The 21,248-nt window shown below is 44.8% G+C and carries 20 protein-coding genes and 1 riboswitch; of the genes, 4 read left to right on the forward strand and 16 right to left on the reverse strand.

The features are described from left to right. Window positions 1-144 precede the first annotated feature (144 nt). The 6 genes from BC351_RS08375 to BC351_RS08400 all read right to left on the reverse strand — a co-directional run bounded on the left by BC351_RS08375 (window position 145) and on the right by BC351_RS08400 (window position 4,664). Complete coding sequence (locus tag BC351_RS08375) at window positions 145-1,269, reverse strand: FtsW/RodA/SpoVE family cell cycle protein (protein WP_079410671.1); 1,125 nt, start codon at window positions 1,267-1,269, stop codon at window positions 145-147. Between the two features lie 134 nt (window positions 1,270-1,403). Then, window positions 1,404-2,807: an NCS2 family permease gene (locus BC351_RS08380; RefSeq protein ID WP_079410674.1), complete on the reverse strand. Its 1,404-nt coding sequence runs from the start codon at window positions 2,805-2,807 to the stop codon at window positions 1,404-1,406. 135 nt (window positions 2,808-2,942) lie between these two features. Next, window positions 2,943-3,043: riboswitch (purine riboswitch) on the reverse strand. Window positions 3,044-3,138: 95 nt separating this feature from the next. Then, window positions 3,139-3,228 (reverse strand): GMP synthase (glutamine-hydrolyzing), encoded by a 90-nt coding sequence (locus BC351_RS44285; protein ID WP_079410676.1) that lies wholly within the window; start codon window positions 3,226-3,228, stop codon window positions 3,139-3,141. 65 nt (window positions 3,229-3,293) lie between these two features. Further along, entirely contained in the window at window positions 3,294-3,656 is a 363-nt protein-coding gene (locus BC351_RS08390; protein WP_079410678.1) for a hypothetical protein, read from the reverse strand. Window positions 3,657-3,697: 41 nt separating this feature from the next. Next, window positions 3,698-4,015: a hypothetical protein gene (locus tag BC351_RS08395; protein ID WP_079410684.1), complete on the reverse strand. Its 318-nt coding sequence runs from the start codon at window positions 4,013-4,015 to the stop codon at window positions 3,698-3,700. 205 nt (window positions 4,016-4,220) lie between these two features. Then, complete coding sequence (locus BC351_RS08400) at window positions 4,221-4,664, reverse strand: hypothetical protein (RefSeq protein WP_079410687.1); 444 nt, start codon at window positions 4,662-4,664, stop codon at window positions 4,221-4,223. 267 nt (window positions 4,665-4,931) lie between these two features. On the opposite strand from BC351_RS08400, the gene BC351_RS41455 reads away from it, so the two are divergent. Continuing rightward, window positions 4,932-5,138, forward strand: coding sequence for a hypothetical protein (locus BC351_RS41455; protein WP_144028316.1), 207 nt, complete (start codon window positions 4,932-4,934; stop codon window positions 5,136-5,138). 79 nt (window positions 5,139-5,217) lie between these two features. Further along, window positions 5,218-5,919, forward strand: a complete 702-nt coding sequence (locus tag BC351_RS08405; RefSeq protein WP_079410692.1) for a hypothetical protein — start codon at window positions 5,218-5,220, stop codon at window positions 5,917-5,919. Between the two features lie 571 nt (window positions 5,920-6,490). Here the strand turns inward: BC351_RS08405 and BC351_RS08415 are convergent. The 6 genes from BC351_RS08415 to BC351_RS08440 all read right to left on the reverse strand — a co-directional run bounded on the left by BC351_RS08415 (window position 6,491) and on the right by BC351_RS08440 (window position 14,743). Next, window positions 6,491-6,757: a S49 family peptidase gene (locus tag BC351_RS08415; protein ID WP_244208924.1), complete on the reverse strand. Its 267-nt coding sequence runs from the start codon at window positions 6,755-6,757 to the stop codon at window positions 6,491-6,493. A gap of 208 nt (window positions 6,758-6,965) precedes the next feature. After that, a complete protein-coding gene (guaA, locus tag BC351_RS08420; protein WP_079410698.1) occupies window positions 6,966-8,504 on the reverse strand; it encodes a glutamine-hydrolyzing GMP synthase in 1,539 nt (512 codons plus the stop codon). A gap of 165 nt (window positions 8,505-8,669) precedes the next feature. Next, window positions 8,670-11,051 carry a transglutaminase-like domain-containing protein gene (locus BC351_RS08425; protein ID WP_079410700.1) on the reverse strand — a complete coding sequence of 794 codons (2,382 nt, stop codon included), beginning with the start codon at window positions 11,049-11,051 and terminating at the stop codon, window positions 8,670-8,672. Beyond that, the gene (locus BC351_RS08430) at window positions 11,038-12,252 is read right to left on the reverse strand and encodes a DUF58 domain-containing protein (RefSeq protein WP_158082016.1); all 1,215 of its coding nucleotides are present in this window, start codon (window positions 12,250-12,252) and stop codon (window positions 11,038-11,040) included. Before BC351_RS08430 ends, BC351_RS08425 begins: the two co-directional genes overlap by 14 nt. Window positions 12,253-12,262: 10 nt before the next feature. Next, the gene (locus tag BC351_RS08435) at window positions 12,263-13,240 is read right to left on the reverse strand and encodes an AAA family ATPase (protein ID WP_079410707.1); all 978 of its coding nucleotides are present in this window, start codon (window positions 13,238-13,240) and stop codon (window positions 12,263-12,265) included. 57 nt (window positions 13,241-13,297) lie between these two features. Then, window positions 13,298-14,743: a polysaccharide deacetylase family protein gene (locus tag BC351_RS08440; RefSeq protein WP_079410710.1), complete on the reverse strand. Its 1,446-nt coding sequence runs from the start codon at window positions 14,741-14,743 to the stop codon at window positions 13,298-13,300. A 175-nt stretch (window positions 14,744-14,918) separates the two neighbouring features. Between BC351_RS08440 and BC351_RS08445 the strand changes: the two genes are divergently transcribed. After that, window positions 14,919-16,436: a methyl-accepting chemotaxis protein gene (locus BC351_RS08445; RefSeq protein WP_079410713.1), complete on the forward strand. Its 1,518-nt coding sequence runs from the start codon at window positions 14,919-14,921 to the stop codon at window positions 16,434-16,436. Here the strand turns inward: BC351_RS08445 and BC351_RS08450 are convergent. Then, window positions 16,426-16,638: a hypothetical protein gene (locus tag BC351_RS08450; protein ID WP_144028317.1), complete on the reverse strand. Its 213-nt coding sequence runs from the start codon at window positions 16,636-16,638 to the stop codon at window positions 16,426-16,428. The two genes, BC351_RS08445 and BC351_RS08450, sit on opposite strands and share 11 nt — an antisense overlap. 248 nt (window positions 16,639-16,886) lie before the next feature. Beyond that, window positions 16,887-17,363, reverse strand: a complete 477-nt coding sequence (gene bcp, locus BC351_RS08455) for a thioredoxin-dependent thiol peroxidase (RefSeq protein ID WP_079410718.1) — start codon at window positions 17,361-17,363, stop codon at window positions 16,887-16,889. A 159-nt stretch (window positions 17,364-17,522) separates the two neighbouring features. Between bcp and BC351_RS08460 the strand changes: the two genes are divergently transcribed. Then, window positions 17,523-18,770, forward strand: coding sequence for an S-layer homology domain-containing protein (locus BC351_RS08460; RefSeq protein ID WP_079410720.1), 1,248 nt, complete (start codon window positions 17,523-17,525; stop codon window positions 18,768-18,770). Between the two features lie 48 nt (window positions 18,771-18,818). On the opposite strand, the gene BC351_RS08465 is transcribed toward BC351_RS08460, so the two are convergent. Then, a complete protein-coding gene (locus tag BC351_RS08465) occupies window positions 18,819-19,829 on the reverse strand; it encodes a hypothetical protein (RefSeq protein ID WP_079410722.1) in 1,011 nt (336 codons plus the stop codon). A 76-nt stretch (window positions 19,830-19,905) separates the two neighbouring features. Continuing rightward, window positions 19,906-21,207 (reverse strand): ArnT family glycosyltransferase, encoded by a 1,302-nt coding sequence (locus BC351_RS08470; protein ID WP_079410724.1) that lies wholly within the window; start codon window positions 21,205-21,207, stop codon window positions 19,906-19,908. Between the last annotated feature and the right edge of the window lie 41 nt (window positions 21,208-21,248).

A 21,248-nucleotide genomic window follows, 5' to 3' on the forward strand; every position in this document is an offset into this window, starting at 1 on the left:
TTTTTTTCAATTTCTTTCGTTCTTTCGTTCGACCGCCGAAGCGACAAGGAGTAATATAACAAAACTGAAAACAGAATGCAAGCTTTTTCTATATAAATAAAAAAGAATAGGAATGCACATTCATTCGCGCACTCCTATTCACTTCTAATCATTATGAATTTTCACACTCAGTACTAGACCCATACAAAGCATATTAGTCATCAAGGAGCTGCCCCCGTAACTAACGAAAGGAAGTGCAATCCCTGTAAGCGGCATTAAGCCCGTATGCATGGCAATGTTCTCGAAGATCTGCAAAGTAAACATGGAGATTACTCCAATAATGATATAGGACCCTGCGAGATCTTTAGATGCTATTGCAATATGGATCATTCGATAAATCAGGAAAAAATACAAGAATAGCAGCAAGGACGATCCTACAAAACCGAACTCTTCACCAATTACAACATAAATGGAATCTGCATAATCATACGGTATATAACCGCCATGAATCATTGTCCCACGCAGATAACCCTCACCCATCAATTGTCCGGAACTTACTGCCTTTATTGAATTAAGAACATGATAACTTTGGTCTGGATCGCTGGCAGGGTTCAGGAACGTTTGGATTCTGTGCAGTTGATGTGGCTTAACGATTTTATTAAACAAAGGCAAATTGTAAAAATAAAGAGCTGTGACGCTGCCAATTACCCCAACAATCGCACTTCCCCCGACTAAAGCGAGTTTAATCGGAATTTTACCAATCCACATCATCCCAATTAAAATACATACAAACACAATGGAAGTCCCTAGATCTGGCTGTTCCAGAACGATAAAAAAAGGAACTCCTACTAAAACGATCATTGGCAAGATATCACGAATCAGACGCAAGTATTCTCCTTGCCTAGCACTCAGCATCTTGGCCAGAAGTAAAATAACGAAGATTTTGACGAGCTCAGAAGGCTGGAATTGCATAAAGTGAAGGTTAATCCAACGCGTGGAGCCATTGATTGTCATTCCTTTGAACTTAACAAAGAGAAGCATGAGTATGCCGACAGCATATAAGTAAATTGAAAAGTGCTGAACTATTCCTTTGTAATCAATAAGAGCTATGGCAAGCATAACGATAAAAAACACAAAAAACATGACCAAGTTGTTTATATGAAGCCCCGCGTATTTCGTGTTACTGGTAGCGCTATAAATAGCCATCGTGCTGATTGCCATGAAACATAGCAAGATAATGAGCGTTGTGACATCGATTTTTTTGCCTCTAAATAGGATTTCTTTAAACACTTCATTTCCCCTGTTCTTTTCATTCTCCTTCTATCATAAATGAGTTGATAGGCATGTTACAAATATAGCTTCAAGGAACTAAAAAAAGCTATGGGATTCATTCCCACAGCTCGACGGTCATTCCGTTTATTTTATTAACCTTGGCTTCCAATAAAAACGTACCGAGCTACAACCAGAATAGCCAGCACCCACATTAACCAGTGAATCGGATATTTCGTCTGACTTTTGCCGCTTACGTTAGAAGCTGTTGCAAGAACAACATAAGTCACAATACCAAAAGATATTCCGTTGGCAATATTGTAAGTGAAAGGCATCAAAACAATAGTAAGGAAAGCTGGAATCGCAACAACGAAGTCTTGGAAGTCGATCTCACGAATGGATTGAACCATAAGCACACCAACAACGATTAGAGCAGCCGCAGTAGCGGAGCCAGGAATCAACATAGCAATAGGAGCCAGGAACAAAGCAAGCAAGAAACATACGCCTGTGGTTACTGCCGTTAAACCTGTGCGTCCACCTTCAGCAACACCTGCCGCGCTCTCAACGAAAGCCGTAACCGTACTTGTTCCAACCAGTGCACCACCACTAACACCAATGGCATCTACAAACATTGCTTTACCAACACGTTTGTTGCCTTCTTCTTTATTCTTCATCATTCCTGCACGGTTAGCTGTTCCAACCATTGTACCGAAGGTATCAAATAGTTCAACGAACGTAAACGTAGCAATGACAGATACAATCCCCGTTGTCATAATGCCAGCAAAATCAAAATCAGCAAAACGAAGCTTGGACAAATCCGGAACCCATGTCGTATCTGCACTAGTCAGCGTACCCAAGTTAACCAGACCCATGAAATAACCGATAACCGTAGTTGCCAAAATACCAATTAGAATCGCTCCACGAAGACGAAGCACCATAAAGATGGAAATCAACAAGATCCCGATGATCGTTAAAATAACACCCTTATCTTGCAAAGAACCTAAGTGGAAGATCGTTTCAAAGGAAAGGACATCGGTGTACTGATGCGCTTTAAGATCTTTGCCGCTTTCGACAGCAACGCTTAGGATACCGCTGTTTTTAAAACCGATCATCGCGATAAACAATCCAATACCTACCGTAATCGCGTGTTTCAAACTGTCTGGTACAGCAACGAGAAGCATCTGACGAACTTTCGTAACCGTTAATATGATAAAAATAATCCCCGAAATAAATACGGCGGTTAGAGCCATGGAAAACGTAAATTTACCTTGCGAGGTTAAAATGATCGTTGCAAAATAAGCATTTAAGCCCATTCCCGGAGCCAACGCAACAGGAAAATTAACGAACAGCCCCATCGCAATCGTCATTACTCCCGCCGCAATCGCTGTAGCCAAGAAAATCGAAGTCCAGTCACCGCCGGTAGCCCCCGATTTAAAAGCACTAAGCACGTCAGGGTTTACTGCTAAGATGTAAGCCATCGTCATGAACGTTGTAATCCCTGCCATGATTTCTGTTCTTACGGTCGTGCCGTTTTGTTTCAGTTTGAAAAAGCGATCCATTTTCCTACTCCTCCTAAAGTATGGTGGGACAGCAAAAAACCCGGAATCGTAATGCTGATTCCGGGTACGAAAAAGGAGCTTCTATATGAGAGCTGCCTTCGATGCTAGGTGCAAAGTGTAGTAGTAACTCATACAGATACCGTTCCTTTTTTTCGTAGCCAGATCATTTGCGGTGATCTCGTAGAAACTCTCGGGCCAATCCCCAAGATTATACGAAAAACTGTTATCCATATCACATTTTAGTAGGGAACTAAGCCGATGTCAATAAAAAAGACGAACATTAATGGGGTAATTTTTCCCACAACGTTCGTCTTTTCTGGCGATTCTATTTCTACTCGATTGTAGCAAGCGGTTTGGACGTAATGTCGCACGCAATACGGTTTACATTCTCGACTTCGTTCAAATTGAAACCAGCCCCCAACCAGAGTTCCCTAAGCTATTGAGCTGATTTTCATATTCTGCGGCATCAACTAATATACATGAAAGTCAGTTTTTATTGGTACCTGATGAAATCTTATCGAGGACTAACTTTGCAACAAGCAGAAATGAATAAGTCCCCATTAATAATACAACTCCAGCAAGAAGCGCTTTGATTATGTTGCAATGAAAGAGCAATCCAACAATAGGAAAACAAAGTAATATCAATCCACTGGTTATAACAATCTCCCGTTTACTCCCAATATGGGTTTGCTTCTTTACTCCTACAAAAGAACTTGCAATCAAAAATCCAATAAATGAATATAGTCCGACATGCCATTCCCCATTATTAATTAATAACGTCATAGTAGCTATCCAGAATGGACCAAGAATTAGCATCTTCAAGAAAAATACTATCATTCTCTTTTTCACTGTTAGATCCTCCAGAAAATGAAACTACTATTTCATTAAATTCAGTTGATTGTTTTTAATCTTCTATTTCTATCTCGAAGAAAGTCACCTTGCTTGATGCTCATTTGTTGCTTTTCTTGATTGAACACCCAACCATTCTCTATTGCATACTTAATGAGAGTGGAACAAGTATCTGGTAGGTTGAGATTGAAGTACCAAGATTCTTTCCATGAGAAGAGCACTTCAAAAAAAGATGTTTTTGTATTATGCGGATACACACGGAAAGAAACAGACTCATTTCTAAAGTATTCGTTAATTATACAATGGAATTGAAAACCATTCACTGTTACTTTTCTGATACGTTTTTCAAATCGCTTCAACTATTTCACCTCTAGCAAATAATGATAAATCTACTTGCTTACATCCTGTCAATATAAAAATAAGAATGAGTACGATTAAAATTATAGAATCTTTCATCTAAACACCGCTCTTGCAAAAAAGTGAATGGATTCCATTCATGAATTACCCTTCCTAACAATATCATCCATATTCATCAGCTAATTATTAATCAGTATAATCAGTCTCTCATTTACATTGTTCAATTCTACTTCTTAATTTTTCTATTCCTTTAGCAAGTTCTTCACGATTTTTTCTACTCTTTATCCATTCAGGAAGCCTGCTCGCCAAACTCTGGTTTCTATTAGGGATTCGTTCTCGCAGTGAGGAAGTAATATAATTATCCAAAAAATCTAAATGCTCTTTGTTATAAGCCCATAGCAAATTACCACAACAGTTAGTTTTTAGCCAGAGATTAATCCCCATGAAAGTACCGTAGCCACTCGAGCCTGCAGTTGCATTGGTCAGGATTCCACAACGACTGCAACTCAGCTTGTATTCAAAATCTGTATTTTGAGTTCTTATTCCTTTTGCACATTTCAAGCAGTAAGGACACTCAATAAGAATACCATCAGACTTTAAAAGAAAATCATACACACTTTTACCTTTGTCGTTAAATCTTGATTCCGTCATTCATATGTTCCTTTACCCTTTAATAAAATCTTTCTTCTAAGTTCATTTGCTAGCTAGACGTGCATCCCCCTTTTAGACATTAAGAGCAATGCAAGAAAAGATTAAAAAGACGTTCTAGGAACAATCCTCGCGTGTCTTTTTTTTAAAAAAATCCCCCAATTATTCTTCACCTAAGTTTTTAATTACCCTCTTGAAGTGCGTTATCGATGCAGGTATTTAGTAATTGAGGTGCAAAGGTTTGATTCTTTTGACCAGATGTGGGTTACTATGAATAGTATCCCTCTTAATAGGTCCTACTTTCAATCCGTACCCCATGTCTCTGAACAAATACAAGTAGAGTATCCGAATGCTAATCATCAAGATTATCGCATTAAGGTAACAGGCTACCTTACTGGTGCTGAATTGGGATCATCTCCTACAAGAACCGCATATTCGAACGTAGTTATTGAATTAGGCTATACGATTGCCAGATAATATCTATATAAAGGAACATAGATACTGGAAATGATTCAGTATCTATGTTCCTTTCACCACATCTTAAGGAGATAAATTAATGATTTATTTTGAAGATATTGATACCAGTCTTCTAAAACAAAAAACTAAAACTGAGTATTTTCAATATGTAGATACTAACTTTACATCTGTTCCACCAACAAGTGAAATAGAAGATAAATTTTCCCCATTATCAGAATATTACATCGCTCCATATATATTTAAAACAACGGAAATATGTATCATCATAACACTGACAGATTATATAAATCTAAATGAAGAAAAAATCAGAAGACTACTTGGTCATTTTCTTAATGTTCGTATCGTAACATCAAAGAGCATTCCAATTGAACTTAGGTTACAAAATCTTAAAAATGAGTCTAAAGAAATGTTTGATTTGTTGATAAGTCAAAAAAAAATTAATCCCTTTATTATGGATTTATATCATTTTCACGGAGTATCTACTTCATCTGGTAATATTAGGCATGTAAAATTAAACAGCAAATTTGAGGCGCCTATTTATGGGGATTTAGTAACCCCAAATCATATTCAGGAATTCGATGAAATATGGAATCATATAAAAGGAATGTATTCTGATAAGAAATATGTGCAGCTATATCCTAATTGGTTATTCTCTAACCAGTTACTAAATTCAAACGTCATGAAGTATTTTTCCAAAGCCTGCAATGAAGTTTATTTGTGTGTAGATAATACAACTTTACGCGTTAATGAGTTAATCCTTTCTAATGATGAAAATAGCTGATTCTGAGCGGTACTTTCTCATATCCTTTCATATGACTTTGCATAAAAAATACTCCCTTCTATTCGCTAAACAACGCAAATAAAAGAGAGTATTTTTTGCACTCTGTTGTTGCAGGTGTACATGGAATTTCAATAGCTTCAACATAATATCGTACACGATATAAACGGAAACTAAATTTGTATAAATTTGTATAAATAACCTGTAACGATGCCTGTAATCCAGTAGGTTATGAGATCATGCTTTTTATGGCTGATTTTTCTGTTATGCCATATGTCCAACAGTATAACCACGGCAAATAAAGAGATTTTTATGATGAGGATTGTAAAAGGCAGTGCAAGTCCGATCCCAAAGGCAATAATTCTGAGAACTGCAGAAAAGGGTTTCATTATCAACGTTACCTCCAACTCTATCGTGGGTGTATGGAGCCTATTAGATTGTTCATACGCGCTAGAAAAAAACACAGCTAAATTATATCATTTTAATATATAGGTAACTCTAGGTCCAGTTTCATTAACGGCAACTTTTAGCTCTTGAACAAGCTGTTTGAGAGACACGGAATTCGATGTTGCAGTCAGCAAAGCCAGCATAGAACTTTTTGTCCATAACGTACTACTTTGCCATCAGCTAAACCGAGTTTTTCCCCAATAAATTTGGTAGCGTCTTGCAAGGAACCGAACTCATCTATCAATCCAAATTCCTTAGCTTTTTTTCCAGAGTACACTCTTCCGTCTGCAAGTTTCAGAGCTTGCTCTCTTTCCCGCATTGGGTCTGCAATATCTTTATAGGCACCGCTCTTGGTCTGCAGCTGTTGATATATAGTATCCGCCTGATGCGGCAATTGATCCCATATGATGGAAGATTTACGGACGTATGCCCAGCAGCATCCTGACTTCTTGTAGTTTGCTTCTAAGGCGGTGGTGATGGATTTAGCATAAGCTAACTAATTTTGAGGTTGAATCTTAATTTTAGTTATAAAAAAATACTCTCTTCTATTCGCTAAACAACGCAAATAAAAGAGAGTATTTTTCGCACTCTATTGTTCCAACCTATTCCCACTCAATCGTAGCAGGCGGTTTGGACGTAATGTCGTACACAATACGGTTCACATTCTCAACTTCGTTCACGATACGAACCGAGATTTTCTCAAGCACATCCCACGGAATACGCGCCCAGTCGGCGGTCATTCCGTCGATGGAAGTTACCGCGCGGATACCTACGGTGTAGGAGTATGTTCTGGCATCGCCCATAACGCCAACGCTTTTCATGCCAGGAAGGGCTGTGAAGTACTGCCAGATCTCGCGATCCAAGCCGGCTTTGGCGATTTCATCGCGCAGGATGGCGTCGGATTCACGGACGATTTTCAGCTTGTCCTCGGTTACTTCACCAAGCACACGGATCGCTAGACCCGGACCTGGGAAAGGCTGTCTCCAGACGATTGCGGAAGGCAGACCGCACTCTTCGCCGACTTTACGCACTTCGTCTTTGAACAGAGTTTTGAGCGGCTCGATCAGCTTGAACTTCATATCTTTCGGCAGGCCGCCGACATTATGATGGGATTTGATCGTTTGAGCCGTAGCTGTACCGCTCTCTACGATATCCGTGTAAAGCGTGCCTTGCGCCAAGAACGTGAAGTCATCGAATTGAGCGGACTCTTCTTCGAATACACGGATGAACTCCGTGCCGATGATTTTACGTTTTTGTTCTGGATCGTCCACACCGGCAAGCTTGCCGAGGAAACGGTCACGCGCATCTATTTTAACCACTTTCATATCGAATTTGCCGACAAATGTATCCATAACGCTCTCTGCTTCGCCTTGACGCAGCAAGCCATGATCAATGAACATACACGTCAGCTGTGCACCAATGGCTTTATGCAGCAAAATAGCTACAACGGATGAGTCTACGCCGCCGCTGAGCGCACATAGCACTTTTTTGTCGCCAACTTCTTGGCGAAGCTCTTTGATCATATCTTCCACGAAAGAGGACATCGTCCAGTCGCCTTCGCAACCGCAAACGCCATAGATGAAGTTATGGATCATTTCGTTCCCTTGCAGGGAGTGACGAACTTCAGGGTGGAATTGAACCGCGTGAATGTTGCGCTCACGGTTGCTCATAGCCGCAATCGGCAGGGAATCCGTGCTCGCTTCGATCACGAAGCCATCCGGAAGAACAGAAACGTGGTCCCCGTGACTCATCCAGACCGTTTGCTTCGCATCCAAACCTTTGACCAGCGGGCTTTCGTTCGAAAAGGAAAGATCTGCCTTGCCATATTCACGCGTATGCGCACGTTCTACTTTACCATTCAATTGGTGAGCAATCAGCTGCATGCCGTAGCAAATTCCCAGAATCGGAATCCCCAAATCGAAAATAGCTGAATCTACAGCTGGAGCTCCTTCGCCATATACACTTGCCGGACCGCCTGAGAACACAATCCCCTTTGGCTGAAGCTCGCGGATTTTATCAACCGTGGTGTTGTGCGGAAGCAATTCGCTGTACACGCCCAAATCACGGATCCTTCTTGCAATCAGTTGGTTATATTGGCCTCCAAAATCTAAAACGACGATCATTTCACTCGGTTTACTCATTATCCGTTCCTCCTATTTTCATAGCGATTGAAGCATTTGGGGGTCCCCGAAAAGTAATCGGAATTGACTACAAAGCCTATCTTCACTTCTTGGGGACCGCTTGTCTACTAAGCGCTATTTATAGGTACTAATTTTAAACATTAGGTACCTAGGATGTAAAGGGGTTTAATGTGTCTTTTGAATGGCTTTCCAAATTGCCAAGATTTCCCGCTTCGAATAAGGGAGTGAATGGGCCGTGTCATAACGGACACTTTCATAGATCAAAGCAAATTCCAGCAGTGCTTTCTGTTGAGTTTGATGCGGAATTTTCAGAGCTTTCACATACTCACGAACGGTTTGATCCTTGGATTTTAAGCCGTATTTGCGAAATAACTGCATCCACAAACGATCCATATAGGGAATTAGTGGATGAGCGTTGTTCGGTCCGTATTTGTAAAATGGCGGCTGAAGCCGACCTTTGTAAAGGAACCCTTTGCGTCTGAGGAAGAGCAGAATACCAGCAAGCAGGAGCCCGCCTCCAATCATCACATTGAAAACTTGACGATAACGAAACGCAAAATCAACGAGTGCATCCTTGGCTGCTTGAAGCCATTCTTTTGGATTGGCTGTAAATCTATCCGACTTCGGTATGGTTGCCAAGGAAGCTGTCATCTCAGCCTGCGCCATAGCAGCCGTCGTCAACGTCAACTGAGCATGGTCAGAGGACAGGCCTGAGAATCCCGGTGTTGGCTCAAAAGGCACCCACCCTGCGTTAGGGAAGTAAACTTCCACCCACGAATGGGCATCTTGATTGCGCACTATGACCTCCTGAAGCTGATCCCCATCGTTCGCTGCTTGCAGGGAACCTGGTGCGAACCCTTTGACCCAGCGGGCTGGAATGCCAATAGAACGGAGCATGACGACCATTGAGGTTGAGAAGTGGTCACAATATCCAGTTTGATCTACGAACAGAAAATGACTAACGAAATCCTCATTGCGGCTGGGATGGGTTGGCTTCTCCAAGCTGTATGGATAGGTTCGGCTTAAATACTGCTCTATAGCTACGGCTTTCAGATAAGGCGTGGAGCTATTCGCTGTCACTTGCTCGGCCAAGCTGCGAACGGACCGCGGCAGGCTTGTCGGCAGTTGAAGATAATCCCCCACGATATCAGCAGGATAACGATTGGACTCGGCATTCAGCAAAGAGGAATCCGACTGTGAAGACTGGACGGTGACTTTGTAATACGATAACGGGTCCATCACTTCCGGCAGCGTTACTTTGCCGCTGAACGAGGAGGCCAGTAAGAAATCTGACGACAACGGCTTTCCTTTTTCGGTTAACAGCATATCTACCTGCTGTAAGTTTCCGCCTAGAAATAATTGTTTATTCGTCGAATTGCTGTTCCACAATATTTCCTGTGTAATGATTCGGCCTGACCCTGTCTGATGACCCGCGGAAAATGGCTCCAGCGCTTGATTGGTTTGTATCCAGCCCTTTCCATTATAGAAATTTTTGGATTCTCCGCGCCAATAAGTTAATTCCGAGGTCTTAGCCGTGAATACCGGCGTTGTGTCCACTTGGAGTGGACCACCCAGGGCAGAATCATTCTGGCCGTAGCCGGATTTGGCAGCAGCACTGCCAACTTCCAAATCTCCGTTGTAAAGCTCAAACATGCGATCATATAAATAGCCCCAACTCACTGGCTTCATCAAATGCGCAGGTTCTGCCTGCTTGGCCGATAACCAGCCCACTCCAGCCAGTGCCCCAACAATAACCATACTCACGGCAATCCATTGAAACTGATAGCTAGGACGCACTGAAGAAAAGCCGTAGGTTTGTTCGATCCGCGAGAGATTGAGTAAAGCCATAAGCAGCAGTCCATATCCTATTGCACGCATGATGCCAGGCACCGTATCTGCGCCTAAAACGAGCTGCAAGAAAACCAGATAGATCAGTGTAGCCCCAACAAACCAGAGGCTGTGCTGTCTTTGCAGCATCAAAGCTTGTACCACCGAGATGAGAAGTGACCAGCCCATAAGAAATAATAACGTACGCAGTTGACCGCTAATTAATTCAAAATGAGCGCCAACAAGGTACCCGATATCTTGGGCAATCACTCTTACTAAATCAATACACCATACGCCTGTCAGAAATCCCTCCCTATCGAACATAAATCCGATGAAAAGCAGGATAACGACGATTTTGGCAGTCCAGCCCCAAGCCAAAGGAACTTTGCAGCAATCTATGAGGATGCAGATCGCAAAAACCACAAGGATCGGTCCGATTTCTATAGAAGCATCCGCCATCCACGCCAAAGGGCGCAGCCATTCTGAGATGAGGAGAAAGAGCAGCAGGGAGATCAGGCTGTCTCGGACGAAACTGGTAGGGGTAGTAAGCGCTGATGACGTGCTTGGGATAGAGCCCGCTCGGAAGATTGGACGTGATGGGATGGATAGGTTTGAGATTTCGGGCTCTGTGGTAGAAGGCGTACTGGAACTTGATGCGCGAGAACCTTGATGGGTAGAGCGGGAAAGCGCGCCTGCGCGGCGTGGTTCAAGCGGTTGCATCCGCAACACCTCCTTGCTTCGGCCACTGGCTCAGCGGATGCGGCACTTCCGTGAAGCTGCAGCCTGCGGCCTGCAGCTGGGAAGCCCCCTCTCGCTCGGCGACCGAGAGCGAGGGCCGCGCGTGCACGTAGATCACGTGCACGGAGCGGCGTCTGGTGCCGCTATCTGCGATCGCGCGCACCAGCGCCAAATCCAGCGTCGATGTGATGCACAGCATCGACGTATCCGGCGGCAAGGCCGCCGCCTCCTTCCTGACGAGGTCAGGGAAGGATAGGGCGGGCTTGCCGCCCACGCTCGCGAGTACTTCGTACACGAGCGGCAAATCCGGGTGAATCGTCGGCGCGATTCGCCTGCTGTTCGAGCTGCTGGCGAAGCCGCAGCTCTCGCGCCTGCCCGCAGCGGCTTCGAAGAAGCCAGCCGCGAGGGCCACGCCCTTCTCCAGCAGCGGCTGTGCCGCTCCGGCTGGAGTCGCCGCAGGCGTTGCATCGAGCAGCAGCATCCGCTTCGCGGAGGCGGCCTGCTCGGGGTCCTTGGTCATCAGCCGGCTGAGCCGGGCTGTGGATTTCCAGTGAATGCGGTGATAGGGATCACCGCTGACGTACTCACGGACGCCGCTGACCAGCGGCGTTTCGGACTTGGGCCCACGGACGGTAGGCACATCGCCGTCCTCTGCCTGGAAAGTCATGCCGGATCGATCCAAAGCATCCGGCCGCGGATAAACGATACACCGTTCAATGTCATCGCGATGTATTTTTCGAATAGCAAAGCCGAACAGGTCTCCGGTCACCGCTTCGAACCCTGTGAACCGATAAACGCCGCGCATCAATCCCGTGATTTTGTAATGAAGCAATAAGGACGAACGAAACCAAGGAAACAGCAGCTTGCTATAGCTTAATTTCACACCGCTTCCTTCATGCACCCAATTCTCCCTGATGACGATCCACGGCAAAGGTATCCGTGTCAGATGATCAATCCCAAGTCGAATCGTCACCTCTTCCCCTGAGAGGAACACTTCCCCTGAAAGCTGCCGGTTAACAGATAATCCTTTTAGTGCAAAAACATAAAATAATCCGGCCTGAAGCCAAATGAGCAGCAAACAAATCCCCAGATACCATGCAGCGAATCCACCCTGCCAATAGGCCAAACAGACAGCTAGCACGCACCCTGCACAAAGCAGCAATGATTTACCCCAGCTTTTCATAGTCAGCCCCCTAATTCGCCGAAACATAGCGAAGAACAGGCGCCTGCAAAGAAGCAATCAAAGCCGTTAGTATCAATTCCGCTGACTTGCCAGTCATCCTCGCCTCTGAGGTCAAAATGAGCCGATGCGTCCATAGCGGAAGCACCAAATTCTTAATATCATCAGGCACGACAAAACTTCTGCCCTTCATATACGCCGATGTTTGCGCGGCACGCATTAACGCATAGGAAGCCCGTGGACTTGCACCCAAATACAGATCAGAGTGATCCCTGGTTGCTACAGCAAGACGTACAATGAATTCTTTCAACGTGTTATCCACATGTACCAGAGCCGCTTCTTTCTGTAATTGGACAAACTCATCCTGCACGATGACTGGCTTCAAATGCTCCAATGGCTGCCGATCCTGAAGACGATCCAGCATGAGAATTTCTTGCTCCGGGGATGGATACCCGAGTGACAGTCTCATCATAAACCGATCCATTTGAGCTTCCGGGAGTGCATAAGTGCCTTCGTAATCAACAGGATTTTGCGTAGCTAGCAGGACAAAAGGTTTGGGCAGCTCATAGCCGACTCCGTCGACGGTTACCCGCTTCTCCTCCATAGCCTCCAGGAAAGCCGACTGCGTCTTGGGCGAAGTTCTGTTGCATTCGTCCGCCAGTACGATCGGGGTCATTAAAGGTCCAGGGCGAAATTCAAAGTCCCCTGTTTTGGTATTGAACACAGATACTCCAGTCACATCGGAAGGCAATAAATCAGGGGTACATTGAATTCTCTTAAACTCGCACCCGATCGTCCTCGCCAAAGCGCGTACAAGCATGGTTTTCCCCACACCAGGTACGTCCTCAAGCAAAAGATGACCACCGCTCAACATGGCGATGAAAGCATGTTCTATCGTTTCTCTCTTCCCAACGATCACTTTCTCTACGTTCATGATCATCCGTTCCACGAGAGGCTGTGGCTGATCGAATATTCGGGTTTCTGGCGGCATAGACGAGAAGCCTCCTTTATAAGGGTATGCTTCTAGTTTTTCCAGCCGTCTACTCTTTTAGACATTACCCTCCCTAGTAAATAGAGCGTATTTTGAAAGAGTTTTATTTTCGTTGAACAAATAGAACTGTCGGAAGGTCATAGATACTTCTCTTCTGCTTGGTTCTATGATGGATTCCGTGATTTGCCCGCCTAATAAGTCGACTGTTTTGCGCAAAGGAACCATGATCTTCCCGTCCTGCAGTTCCATATCTGCTAGGAAGTAAGTGTTTACACATGTACCTAGGGTGTACAATCTTATACTTCTAGCTGACAAATCGTATTCCAAATCATAGACGCCATAATGGGCATTAGCTATTTTCGTGTCTGCTTGCCACTCCACTTGCCCGCCTATCTTCTCTATGAGAAAACGGAGCGGCAGTTCGATCCGATTCGAACGAAACTGGTACTCCGAAGGTTGCAGCGTGAAGGTGCCGCCTCCCACAATATGGACTTGCAGCGGTATCGCCGATCGCGCAGATAGAATTTGCGCCGATTCCTCGCGCGCCACTTTGGTCATCTGAATAAGCTGCTGCTCCGCTTCTTTCTGATCTTGATCCGCCTGCGGCAAATGCGCCGAAGCATATTGCTGTGTGGCTTTGAGCAACGATTGAAAGTGTGACACGCTCATACTTCTTGACCATTTGGACTTCCCTAACGGAAATTGTCTAGGCTTGACTTGTGTTGTCAGGGGAGCGAAAGCGTACCCTAACTTCTTGTAATAATCAATGACTTTCGGCAGAACCTCTACCGTCGACTCATGTCCGGTGCCGTCATGAAACAGGATCGTAATTTCATGCTCAAGCGGGGAGGCTTTCACCGTCTGCCAAATTTCATCAACGGGCACATGCGCTCTTTTGGAATCGCCGCTGTCTACGTTCCAGTCCACCATGGTGTAACCCGCTTGATCCATCAAGTAGTAATAATACGCATCAAAGTTCGTATAGGTCCCCCCTGGAGCACGCACCAATTGCGGCCGCACGCCAGCAATATCGGCAAAAACGTCTTCGCTGTGCTGCACTTGTTCCCAGAAGGTTTGAAAATCGCCGTACAGCTCTTTATATACATGATTATAGGAATGATTGCCTAAGGAATGTCCCTCTTTTACAATTCTTTTGACCATATCGGGCTGGGCCTGCGCCTGCTCGCCAAGTGCGAAAAATGTAGCCTTCACACCCTCTTTTTCTAAAATATCCAGCACTTTGCCGGTCAGCTTGCTAGGACCATCATCAAATGTCAGATACACCGTAGGCTGCTCCGGCGTTTCATAACTTTTGGCAGCCAGCAACCGTTTGCCCGCCTTGAGCTTCTGGTAAAGGTCCTGCCCCTCAGGTGCGGAGTCGCCCTGATCTTCCGCCGCTTGCGCGGGAATTGTGGAGAGAAAGAGAGAAACTAATAATAGAGTTACCACAATCAGTTGAATTCGTTTCTGCCAATGGGTTGCACGTTGAACCGGGAAGCGCATCCGATGATCCCTCCGCTTATTCTATCATTTTGCTTTGCTGATAGAGTATATGGGAGAAGGATCGAGAGTATGTCACTTACTTAGCTCCAAATGAAAAGGAATTCAAAAGCGTCCCGTAGAATGATCATGTCATAGAATACGCCGACATTTTTCGACAGGAAAGCAGGGGGTTCACATGAGTCTTTCGACAGATTTATTTAAACAAAACCAGAACAACGATTCACACATCTCGCTCAAAGATCAAGACATAATCCGCAGGAATTTCGTAGTCTTTCTCGCGATTACAGCAACTGCTTTATTGATGTACATGAGTGTTTTCGCCTTAGGCTCCGGGGGCACTATTGACAGGGATCTCAAATTTACACTGATCTTCGAAACCGCGATTTGGGTTATTTACGGTTACTTGCATTTCAGCAAAAAGTTTATTCATTATTTATGTTATTTTGCTGTTATTGCCAGTGGGATCAGCACAACGGTTCAGCTGATTGGCAAAGCCGATATTTCCAATATATTCTCCATTTACTACATGATGATTATGGCGCTTATTTTCATGAAAATGGTGCCTTGGTTAATTAGTGCCGCGTGGGGACTTTTCCTTGTTGGTTACCTGTTCATTGCCCAGAAGGATGCGCTTCTGGTAGATCCCAAAAGTGCTCCGACGTACATTATCTACTTCATTCTCATTAGCGTTTTGATGTTTGCCGCACTGAAAGTTTCCGGCTATATGAATAAAAGCATGTCTGAGGCGCGCGCTCAAGCGGAGCAATTCCTAGCCCTACAGCAGGAGCAGCGGCACAAAGCATTAAAGCAGGTCAGCATGGTCACGGAGCATCTGCAATCCATTACCAAATCAGGGGAAGAGGATGGCTCCTCCTTCGATGAGATGCACAATGCCTTCCAAGATATCGCAACAGGCGCAGGAGACCAAGTGGATTCGACCATTTCCATCAATGATTCAGTGAATCATATGAACGGCCTTATCAAAGAAATGTCCGACTCCATCCACACCCTATTAGGCAAAACGTCAGAAGCCGCCTCTCTATCTGATCAAGGAAGAGGCCGCATGGAGCTGCTCTCCGATACATTCGCTGTATTTAACAAGGATATCGAAGCTGTTTCTCAGGATACGGTATCTTTGATTGAACGATTGAACGAAACGAGTCAGTTCAGTGATACGATTCAAGATATCGCAAACCAAACGAATCTTCTCTCGCTTAACGCCAGCATTGAGGCTGCAAGAGCAGGCGAGCACGGCAAAGGGTTCGCCGTCGTCGCCAACGAGATTCGGAAGCTAGCCGATATGACAGCTAAATCTGCTATTCGAATCTCGGAGCAATTGGAGGAGTTCACGTCATTGTCTACTCAGACTCGCTCCCGTATGGACCAAGTTGCTCTGCGCATGCAGCAAAGCAATGAAATTACCGGTCAAACGAAGCAAGCCTTCGAATCCATTACGGATTCGGTTACCATGCTTAAAGAGCTTTCCACTAGCTACAGCGGTCTAATGGATCGCATCAGCGATTCATCGGTTACTATCAGCGACTCCACGAATAATCTGGCTGCTATCAGCCAAGAAGCTTCTGCGACGCTTGAAGAGTTGTCGGCAACGCTGCAATCCTTGCTCGTCAATAACCGCCAAAACTTGGATCGCATTAAAGAAGCTGAACAGGGGTTGCGGTTGGTTACAGAGTAAATCCAGTTTTACCTAAGCACCAAAAGGAGCTGTCCCCTAAGTAGATAAACCTACTTGCGGGCAGCTCCTTTGCTTTTGCTTTTGCTTTTGCTTTTTCCTTTTCTTTTTCCTCATTGCCTTGATGCCGTCTTGCTCTAGCTTTGGCTGCTTTAATAAGCCTGCAATTATGCATCCTTTTTACGCTCGGAACAGCCTCAAACATGAAATTCCTGCGTTTATACATGCTTTTGAGGCTTTTTCTGTCCGAGAGGCTGGAAAAGAAGAAAATGCCTGCACAATTGCAGGCATTTCCACTTTTTAACCGAACTCACCCGTGAATTCCTGCACTTTCGCAGTTTTTTCGCAAGTTTTTTCGTAGGTTTCTTGCAGGTATCTCGCAGGTATCTCGCACTAAGAAAACCGAGCTGGAACCCCAATGATTCCACGTGGAGCTGTGCCGCTCGCTCCCTCTTAAGCCATAACTGCCTCCAAAACCGACTGTACATGGTTCTTAATCCTCACCTTGCTCCATTCCTTCACGATATACCCTTCCTCGTCGATGAGAAATGTAGAGCGAATAATCCCCATATATTCACGCCCGTACAGTTTCTTAAGCGCCCACACTCCGAATTTCTCAGCCACTTGATGGCCAGGGTCAGAGAGCAACAAGAACGGCAGCTCATACTTCGCAATGAATTTATCGTGGGATTTCAGCTCATCTGGACTGATCCCGATCACTTCTACACCAAGTTCAGCGAATTTGCCGTTATAGTCGCGGAAATCGCACGATTCTTGGGTACATGTCGGGGTATTGTCCTGCGGGTAAAAGTAAATGACAAGCTTTTTGCCTCTATAATCATGCAAGGACACGCTGCTCCCGTTCGATGCTGGCAGTGTAAAATCAGGGGCAAGGCGTTTAATTGTCTCTATTTCTGTCTTCTTGGCCATCTGCAAACTCTCTCCTCTGTTTATCCCTTGGATATCTAGAACTATTATGCGGTATTTGCCCCTTTACATCAAACCACGTTTGCCAAGACTAGCATTCATTAAGAAAAATATGGTAATTTAGATAGGTTGCTATAAAACTTGAAGGAGTGATTCGTCGTCATGATACCTATCAAACGAACATCTTTACTTACTATTCTGGGATTAACTCTAGCAATCCCTACCCTTTCTGTATCGGCTGCATCCCCTAGTGACAGCTTGCCTATTACACGCGGGCAATTCATCAAACAGATTGCGGATGAGCTCAAGCTGGCACCGCTGAGCACACAAACCCAGCTGCCTTCGGATGTTACAACACAATCCCCTTATGCGAATGTTGTGCGCGTTATGCTTGAACGTCAAATTCTTCAAGGCTACTCGGATGGTACCTTCCGGATGGACCAAGCTGTCAGCAAGAATGAAGCTGCGCTCATTCTCGGACGATTCCTTGGCCTTTCGGACAGCAAGGCCCTCACGAAATTGCAAAGCGATTTCGCTGTTGATTTTGGCCAAACCGGAGGCATTAGCACCGAGGCTGCAGGAGCAGCCATCAAAAAAGCGCTAGCCACGGATTCGTCCGTATCGACTTGGTTAGTGTCCGATCCAACATTGCCAACCGACTTAAAATCGTTCCGTGCCCATATGAACATGGACATGCAAATTTTCTTTAGACCAAGTGCGGGCTATCCAGGCGACAGCCTTCAGACGGAAGCCAACACAGAAATAACTTTCAACAAAGATCAGGGGATCCATCAAAGCATTATCACAACAGCCCCGGGTTCGGACATGGTACCAAGAACGATCAAAATGGACCAATATACCGTCAGCCAAGGAACTTATATGAATATGCCAAATGCCGCCAATGACGGCTTCGAATGGTACGATTTCTCCAAGCAAATGCCCTTTACGTTCGATCAGCTGATGGAGCTGCAGAAGAAAAGTTTTGAGATGAACAAATCACTGGTTACTCCGTATTTCTTCTACAAGGATCTTGGCACTACCGAGAAGGACGGAAAGAAGCAGCGCAAGGTTTCAATTCAGGGCAAGCTCACGAATACAGCTGATATCGTGAAGACACTTGGCGGACTTGGCGGAAGTCAAAACGCCTTCAAAGATGTTCTGGACTCACCGGCGCTGGCCGGAATGGCGGTATCCCTCTCCGCCGTAGTCACGGTAGATGAACAAACGAAGCTCCCAGTCAATATGGACGGCGACTATATCATTACTTATGGCGAAGACCCCAATCTTCCGATCGATCATATGGATATGACGATGTCTATGACATACCAAGATGTGAATCAACCGGTGGACGTTGTTTTACCAGCGGCAGCCAAATCTGCTAAGCCATTTCCGATGCCTACGCCTGAATAAGGCAAAGAGCTGCTTCAAGTCGCAAGACTTCGCAAGCAGCTCTCTTTATTATTTTATACCAGGCAGAAGGTTCGGAAGATTGGCTCTTCCGTATTTGACGATATCCTTATTCAATTCCTCCGTAAGCACGGTTTGTTGATACTTCACCCCATCTATCCACAACGGATTTCCGTACTTCACCTTGCGATCTCCAACACTTAGCTCCATCGAAAAGAGAAATCCAAGAACTGTTCTCTGATCTCGGGACGGAATAAGCTCTATGTTAAGCAGCTTGGATGAAATGTCGGCAATCATGGCGTTATCCGTTATGACCAGCTTTTTCCCATCACCGAATCGAATATCTATTTGTTTGATATCTTTAAAATCAGTTCCCATTAAAGTCGCAAGGCTCTTCGGCGTTGTATCCTGAGGTTCTGCGATCTCTATTTCAAGGGCAGTTGCTCGGCCTGGAAGGCTTTGTTCCACCGCTCCTGTACTCCAAACATTAAGCCAATCCCCAAGCTTGAGATCTTCAAACTTGGCATCCCTCTCACCATGACGGATAACAACATCATTAACAAAATTCACCCAACACTTCTCTGTGTTCACGCACGCCTCATCCCTACAGTTATCAGTATTAACGATAAGCACCTGCCGATTCGTCGAATCGATTTTGGAAATGGCTCCAACAATATCAGCTTCCTTAGGAATGACCCTCGTGGTAATCTCCAGATTAAATCTTTTCCCGACAGCCTTATAGATGGCTTCCCTAATTTGGATTATTTCCTGATTACTTAGTTCCTCACGCGGCTTCCCCAATATCCGCAGCTCCAAATGAAGGGTTTCCCGAGGTTGGTCTTGCATAGACACTTCCATATTCATCGGTGCAACAGAAAATTGGCTATAAACGCTCTTCAATTGGAACACTTGATTCTGCAAATCAGCAGGCTTCGCTTCTCGGTTCGGATACGGCAGTTGATATCCTGCTTCTTCCTTCGCTGGCGGATTCAACACATCAGACACAGTGCCAGAATCCGTCATGCCAAAAGCGACTAATAGGAATAAAAGAATCGTATTCATGTTTGGGCTCTCCATTTCCAAAGTGATTTCTCATACACTTAGACGCCCATTTTTACCAAATGTTTCAAATTGCATATTAAAAGCAGCTTCGCTCTTTTTTGTATGTCATGCAGACATAAACACCGTAGCTTTGCAGAATAAATAGACAAGGCATAATATCAAATCGATAACGCGCTTGAATCTCAATCACCAAATGTAGCGCTGCATAACCAAGAAGTAATAACAAAAAGAACACTACCTGCGGATTTCCCCTTTTTCGTAAAAGAAAGACAACGGATAGGAATCCAAAAAGCGTAAGCGCCAAATAGGATAATCGCTCTATAATGATCAGCACCACACTCAGCTTCGGCTTATCCAGGTCCTTCAGACTCCAATCAACGGAGGTATCCGCGGAGCCCCAGAACAAAGCAAATTTTTTCGCGAAAAGTACGAACAGTTGCGAGTTATCCTCTATTCTCTCCCCAATCATCTGAAGCTCTTTGCGGTTCCGTTCATCCCCTACTGGGTACTGGGCTACAGCCCTATCATCCTCTAAAGACCAGCTGCCCAAAGTGGATTCATTGAGACCAACTACAAATTTCCAGTACGGCTCCTTGTTCGCTAGCGGTACTTGAATAAAGCTCGTATTCACAAAGGCATAGCTAATAAGCTGCTGCATGATAAAATAAACGAGCAGCACGCCCAGCGCCTTAGCCACTCGCGGCCTTTTGTTCTTCTTATATCGGTCGTAGATTTGGAACACGGCGGTATACACCAGAAATCCAACAAGATAAAAGCTTCCCAGTGGTCTGAACATATTGCCAATTGCCCAACATAAACTGACAAGCAGCCAATCATATTTAGCAGCCAGCCCTTTACGTACGACAAAGTAACATCCCAGAACAAATAAAAACGTGGAAATATGCTGATTCGTCAGAACTGAGCAAAGAATAATATTAGGGACGTACATCGCGTAAAAAAGCAGGGCAATTCGTCCGCAAGCCGGGTTAAATACGTGAGTGGCGATCACATATAGCAAATAAGCCGTTCCCACGCTAAATAAGATATTAAATAATTTGAGAAAAATAAGATTTGTACCCAATAAATGAATTATAAGAGCCTCATAGAGGGTAAAACCAATCTGGTAAGCCCAAGTGAGGAAATACTCGGAGTCACGGAACAGATACTTCCCTTCGGCCACTTGCAACGCGGCTGTATGCATGAATAAAAAGTCCGAAGCAGGCTGCGTATCAATCGCTAACACCCAGGCTAATCTAACTCCTATCGCCAGAAGCAGGACAATGCCTACATACCTGCTGGAAGAAAGCGAAAGGGCAGATAGCAACGATTTCACGGAAAAAAATCTCTGTTGCCCTCGATGGAAAGATTCAGTTCTCATGCAGCAAACTTCTCCTTCATCTTAATTGGTTAACCACATGA

The organism is Paenibacillus ferrarius, from assembly GCF_002027705.1.
Taxonomy (GTDB): Bacteria; Bacillota; Bacilli; order Paenibacillales; family NBRC-103111; genus Paenibacillus_E; species Paenibacillus_E ferrarius.

What these genes read in the sequence shown, in the direction of transcription:
- guaA (WP_079410698.1), bottom strand. Translation starts at nt 8,504, where the DNA reads ATGAGTAAACCGAGTGAAATGATCGTCGTTTTAGATTTTGGAGGCCAA.
- BC351_RS08450 (WP_144028317.1), bottom strand. Translation starts at nt 16,638, where the DNA reads ATGTTTGAGGCTGTTCCGAGCGTAAAAAGGATGCATAATTGCAGGCTT.
- bcp (WP_079410718.1), bottom strand. Translation starts at nt 17,363, where the DNA reads ATGGCCAAGAAGACAGAAATAGAGACAATTAAACGCCTTGCCCCTGAT.
- BC351_RS08465 (WP_079410722.1), bottom strand. Translation starts at nt 19,829, where the DNA reads ATGAATACGATTCTTTTATTCCTATTAGTCGCTTTTGGCATGACGGAT.
- BC351_RS08425 (WP_079410700.1), bottom strand. Translation starts at nt 11,051, where the DNA reads ATGCAACCGCTTGAACCACGCCGCGCAGGCGCGCTTTCCCGCTCTACC.
- BC351_RS08470 (WP_079410724.1), bottom strand. Translation starts at nt 21,207, where the DNA reads ATGAGAACTGAATCTTTCCATCGAGGGCAACAGAGATTTTTTTCCGTG.
- BC351_RS08405 (WP_079410692.1), top strand. Translation starts at nt 5,218, where the DNA reads ATGATTTATTTTGAAGATATTGATACCAGTCTTCTAAAACAAAAAACT.
- BC351_RS08435 (WP_079410707.1), bottom strand. Translation starts at nt 13,240, where the DNA reads ATGCCGCCAGAAACCCGAATATTCGATCAGCCACAGCCTCTCGTGGAA.
- BC351_RS08400 (WP_079410687.1), bottom strand. Translation starts at nt 4,664, where the DNA reads ATGACGGAATCAAGATTTAACGACAAAGGTAAAAGTGTGTATGATTTT.
- BC351_RS08445 (WP_079410713.1), top strand. Translation starts at nt 14,919, where the DNA reads ATGAGTCTTTCGACAGATTTATTTAAACAAAACCAGAACAACGATTCA.
- BC351_RS08460 (WP_079410720.1), top strand. Translation starts at nt 17,523, where the DNA reads ATGATACCTATCAAACGAACATCTTTACTTACTATTCTGGGATTAACT.
- BC351_RS41455 (WP_144028316.1), top strand. Translation starts at nt 4,932, where the DNA reads ATGAATAGTATCCCTCTTAATAGGTCCTACTTTCAATCCGTACCCCAT.
- BC351_RS08430 (WP_158082016.1), bottom strand. Translation starts at nt 12,252, where the DNA reads ATGAAAAGCTGGGGTAAATCATTGCTGCTTTGTGCAGGGTGCGTGCTA.
- BC351_RS08380 (WP_079410674.1), bottom strand. Translation starts at nt 2,807, where the DNA reads ATGGATCGCTTTTTCAAACTGAAACAAAACGGCACGACCGTAAGAACA.
- BC351_RS08440 (WP_079410710.1), bottom strand. Translation starts at nt 14,743, where the DNA reads ATGCGCTTCCCGGTTCAACGTGCAACCCATTGGCAGAAACGAATTCAA.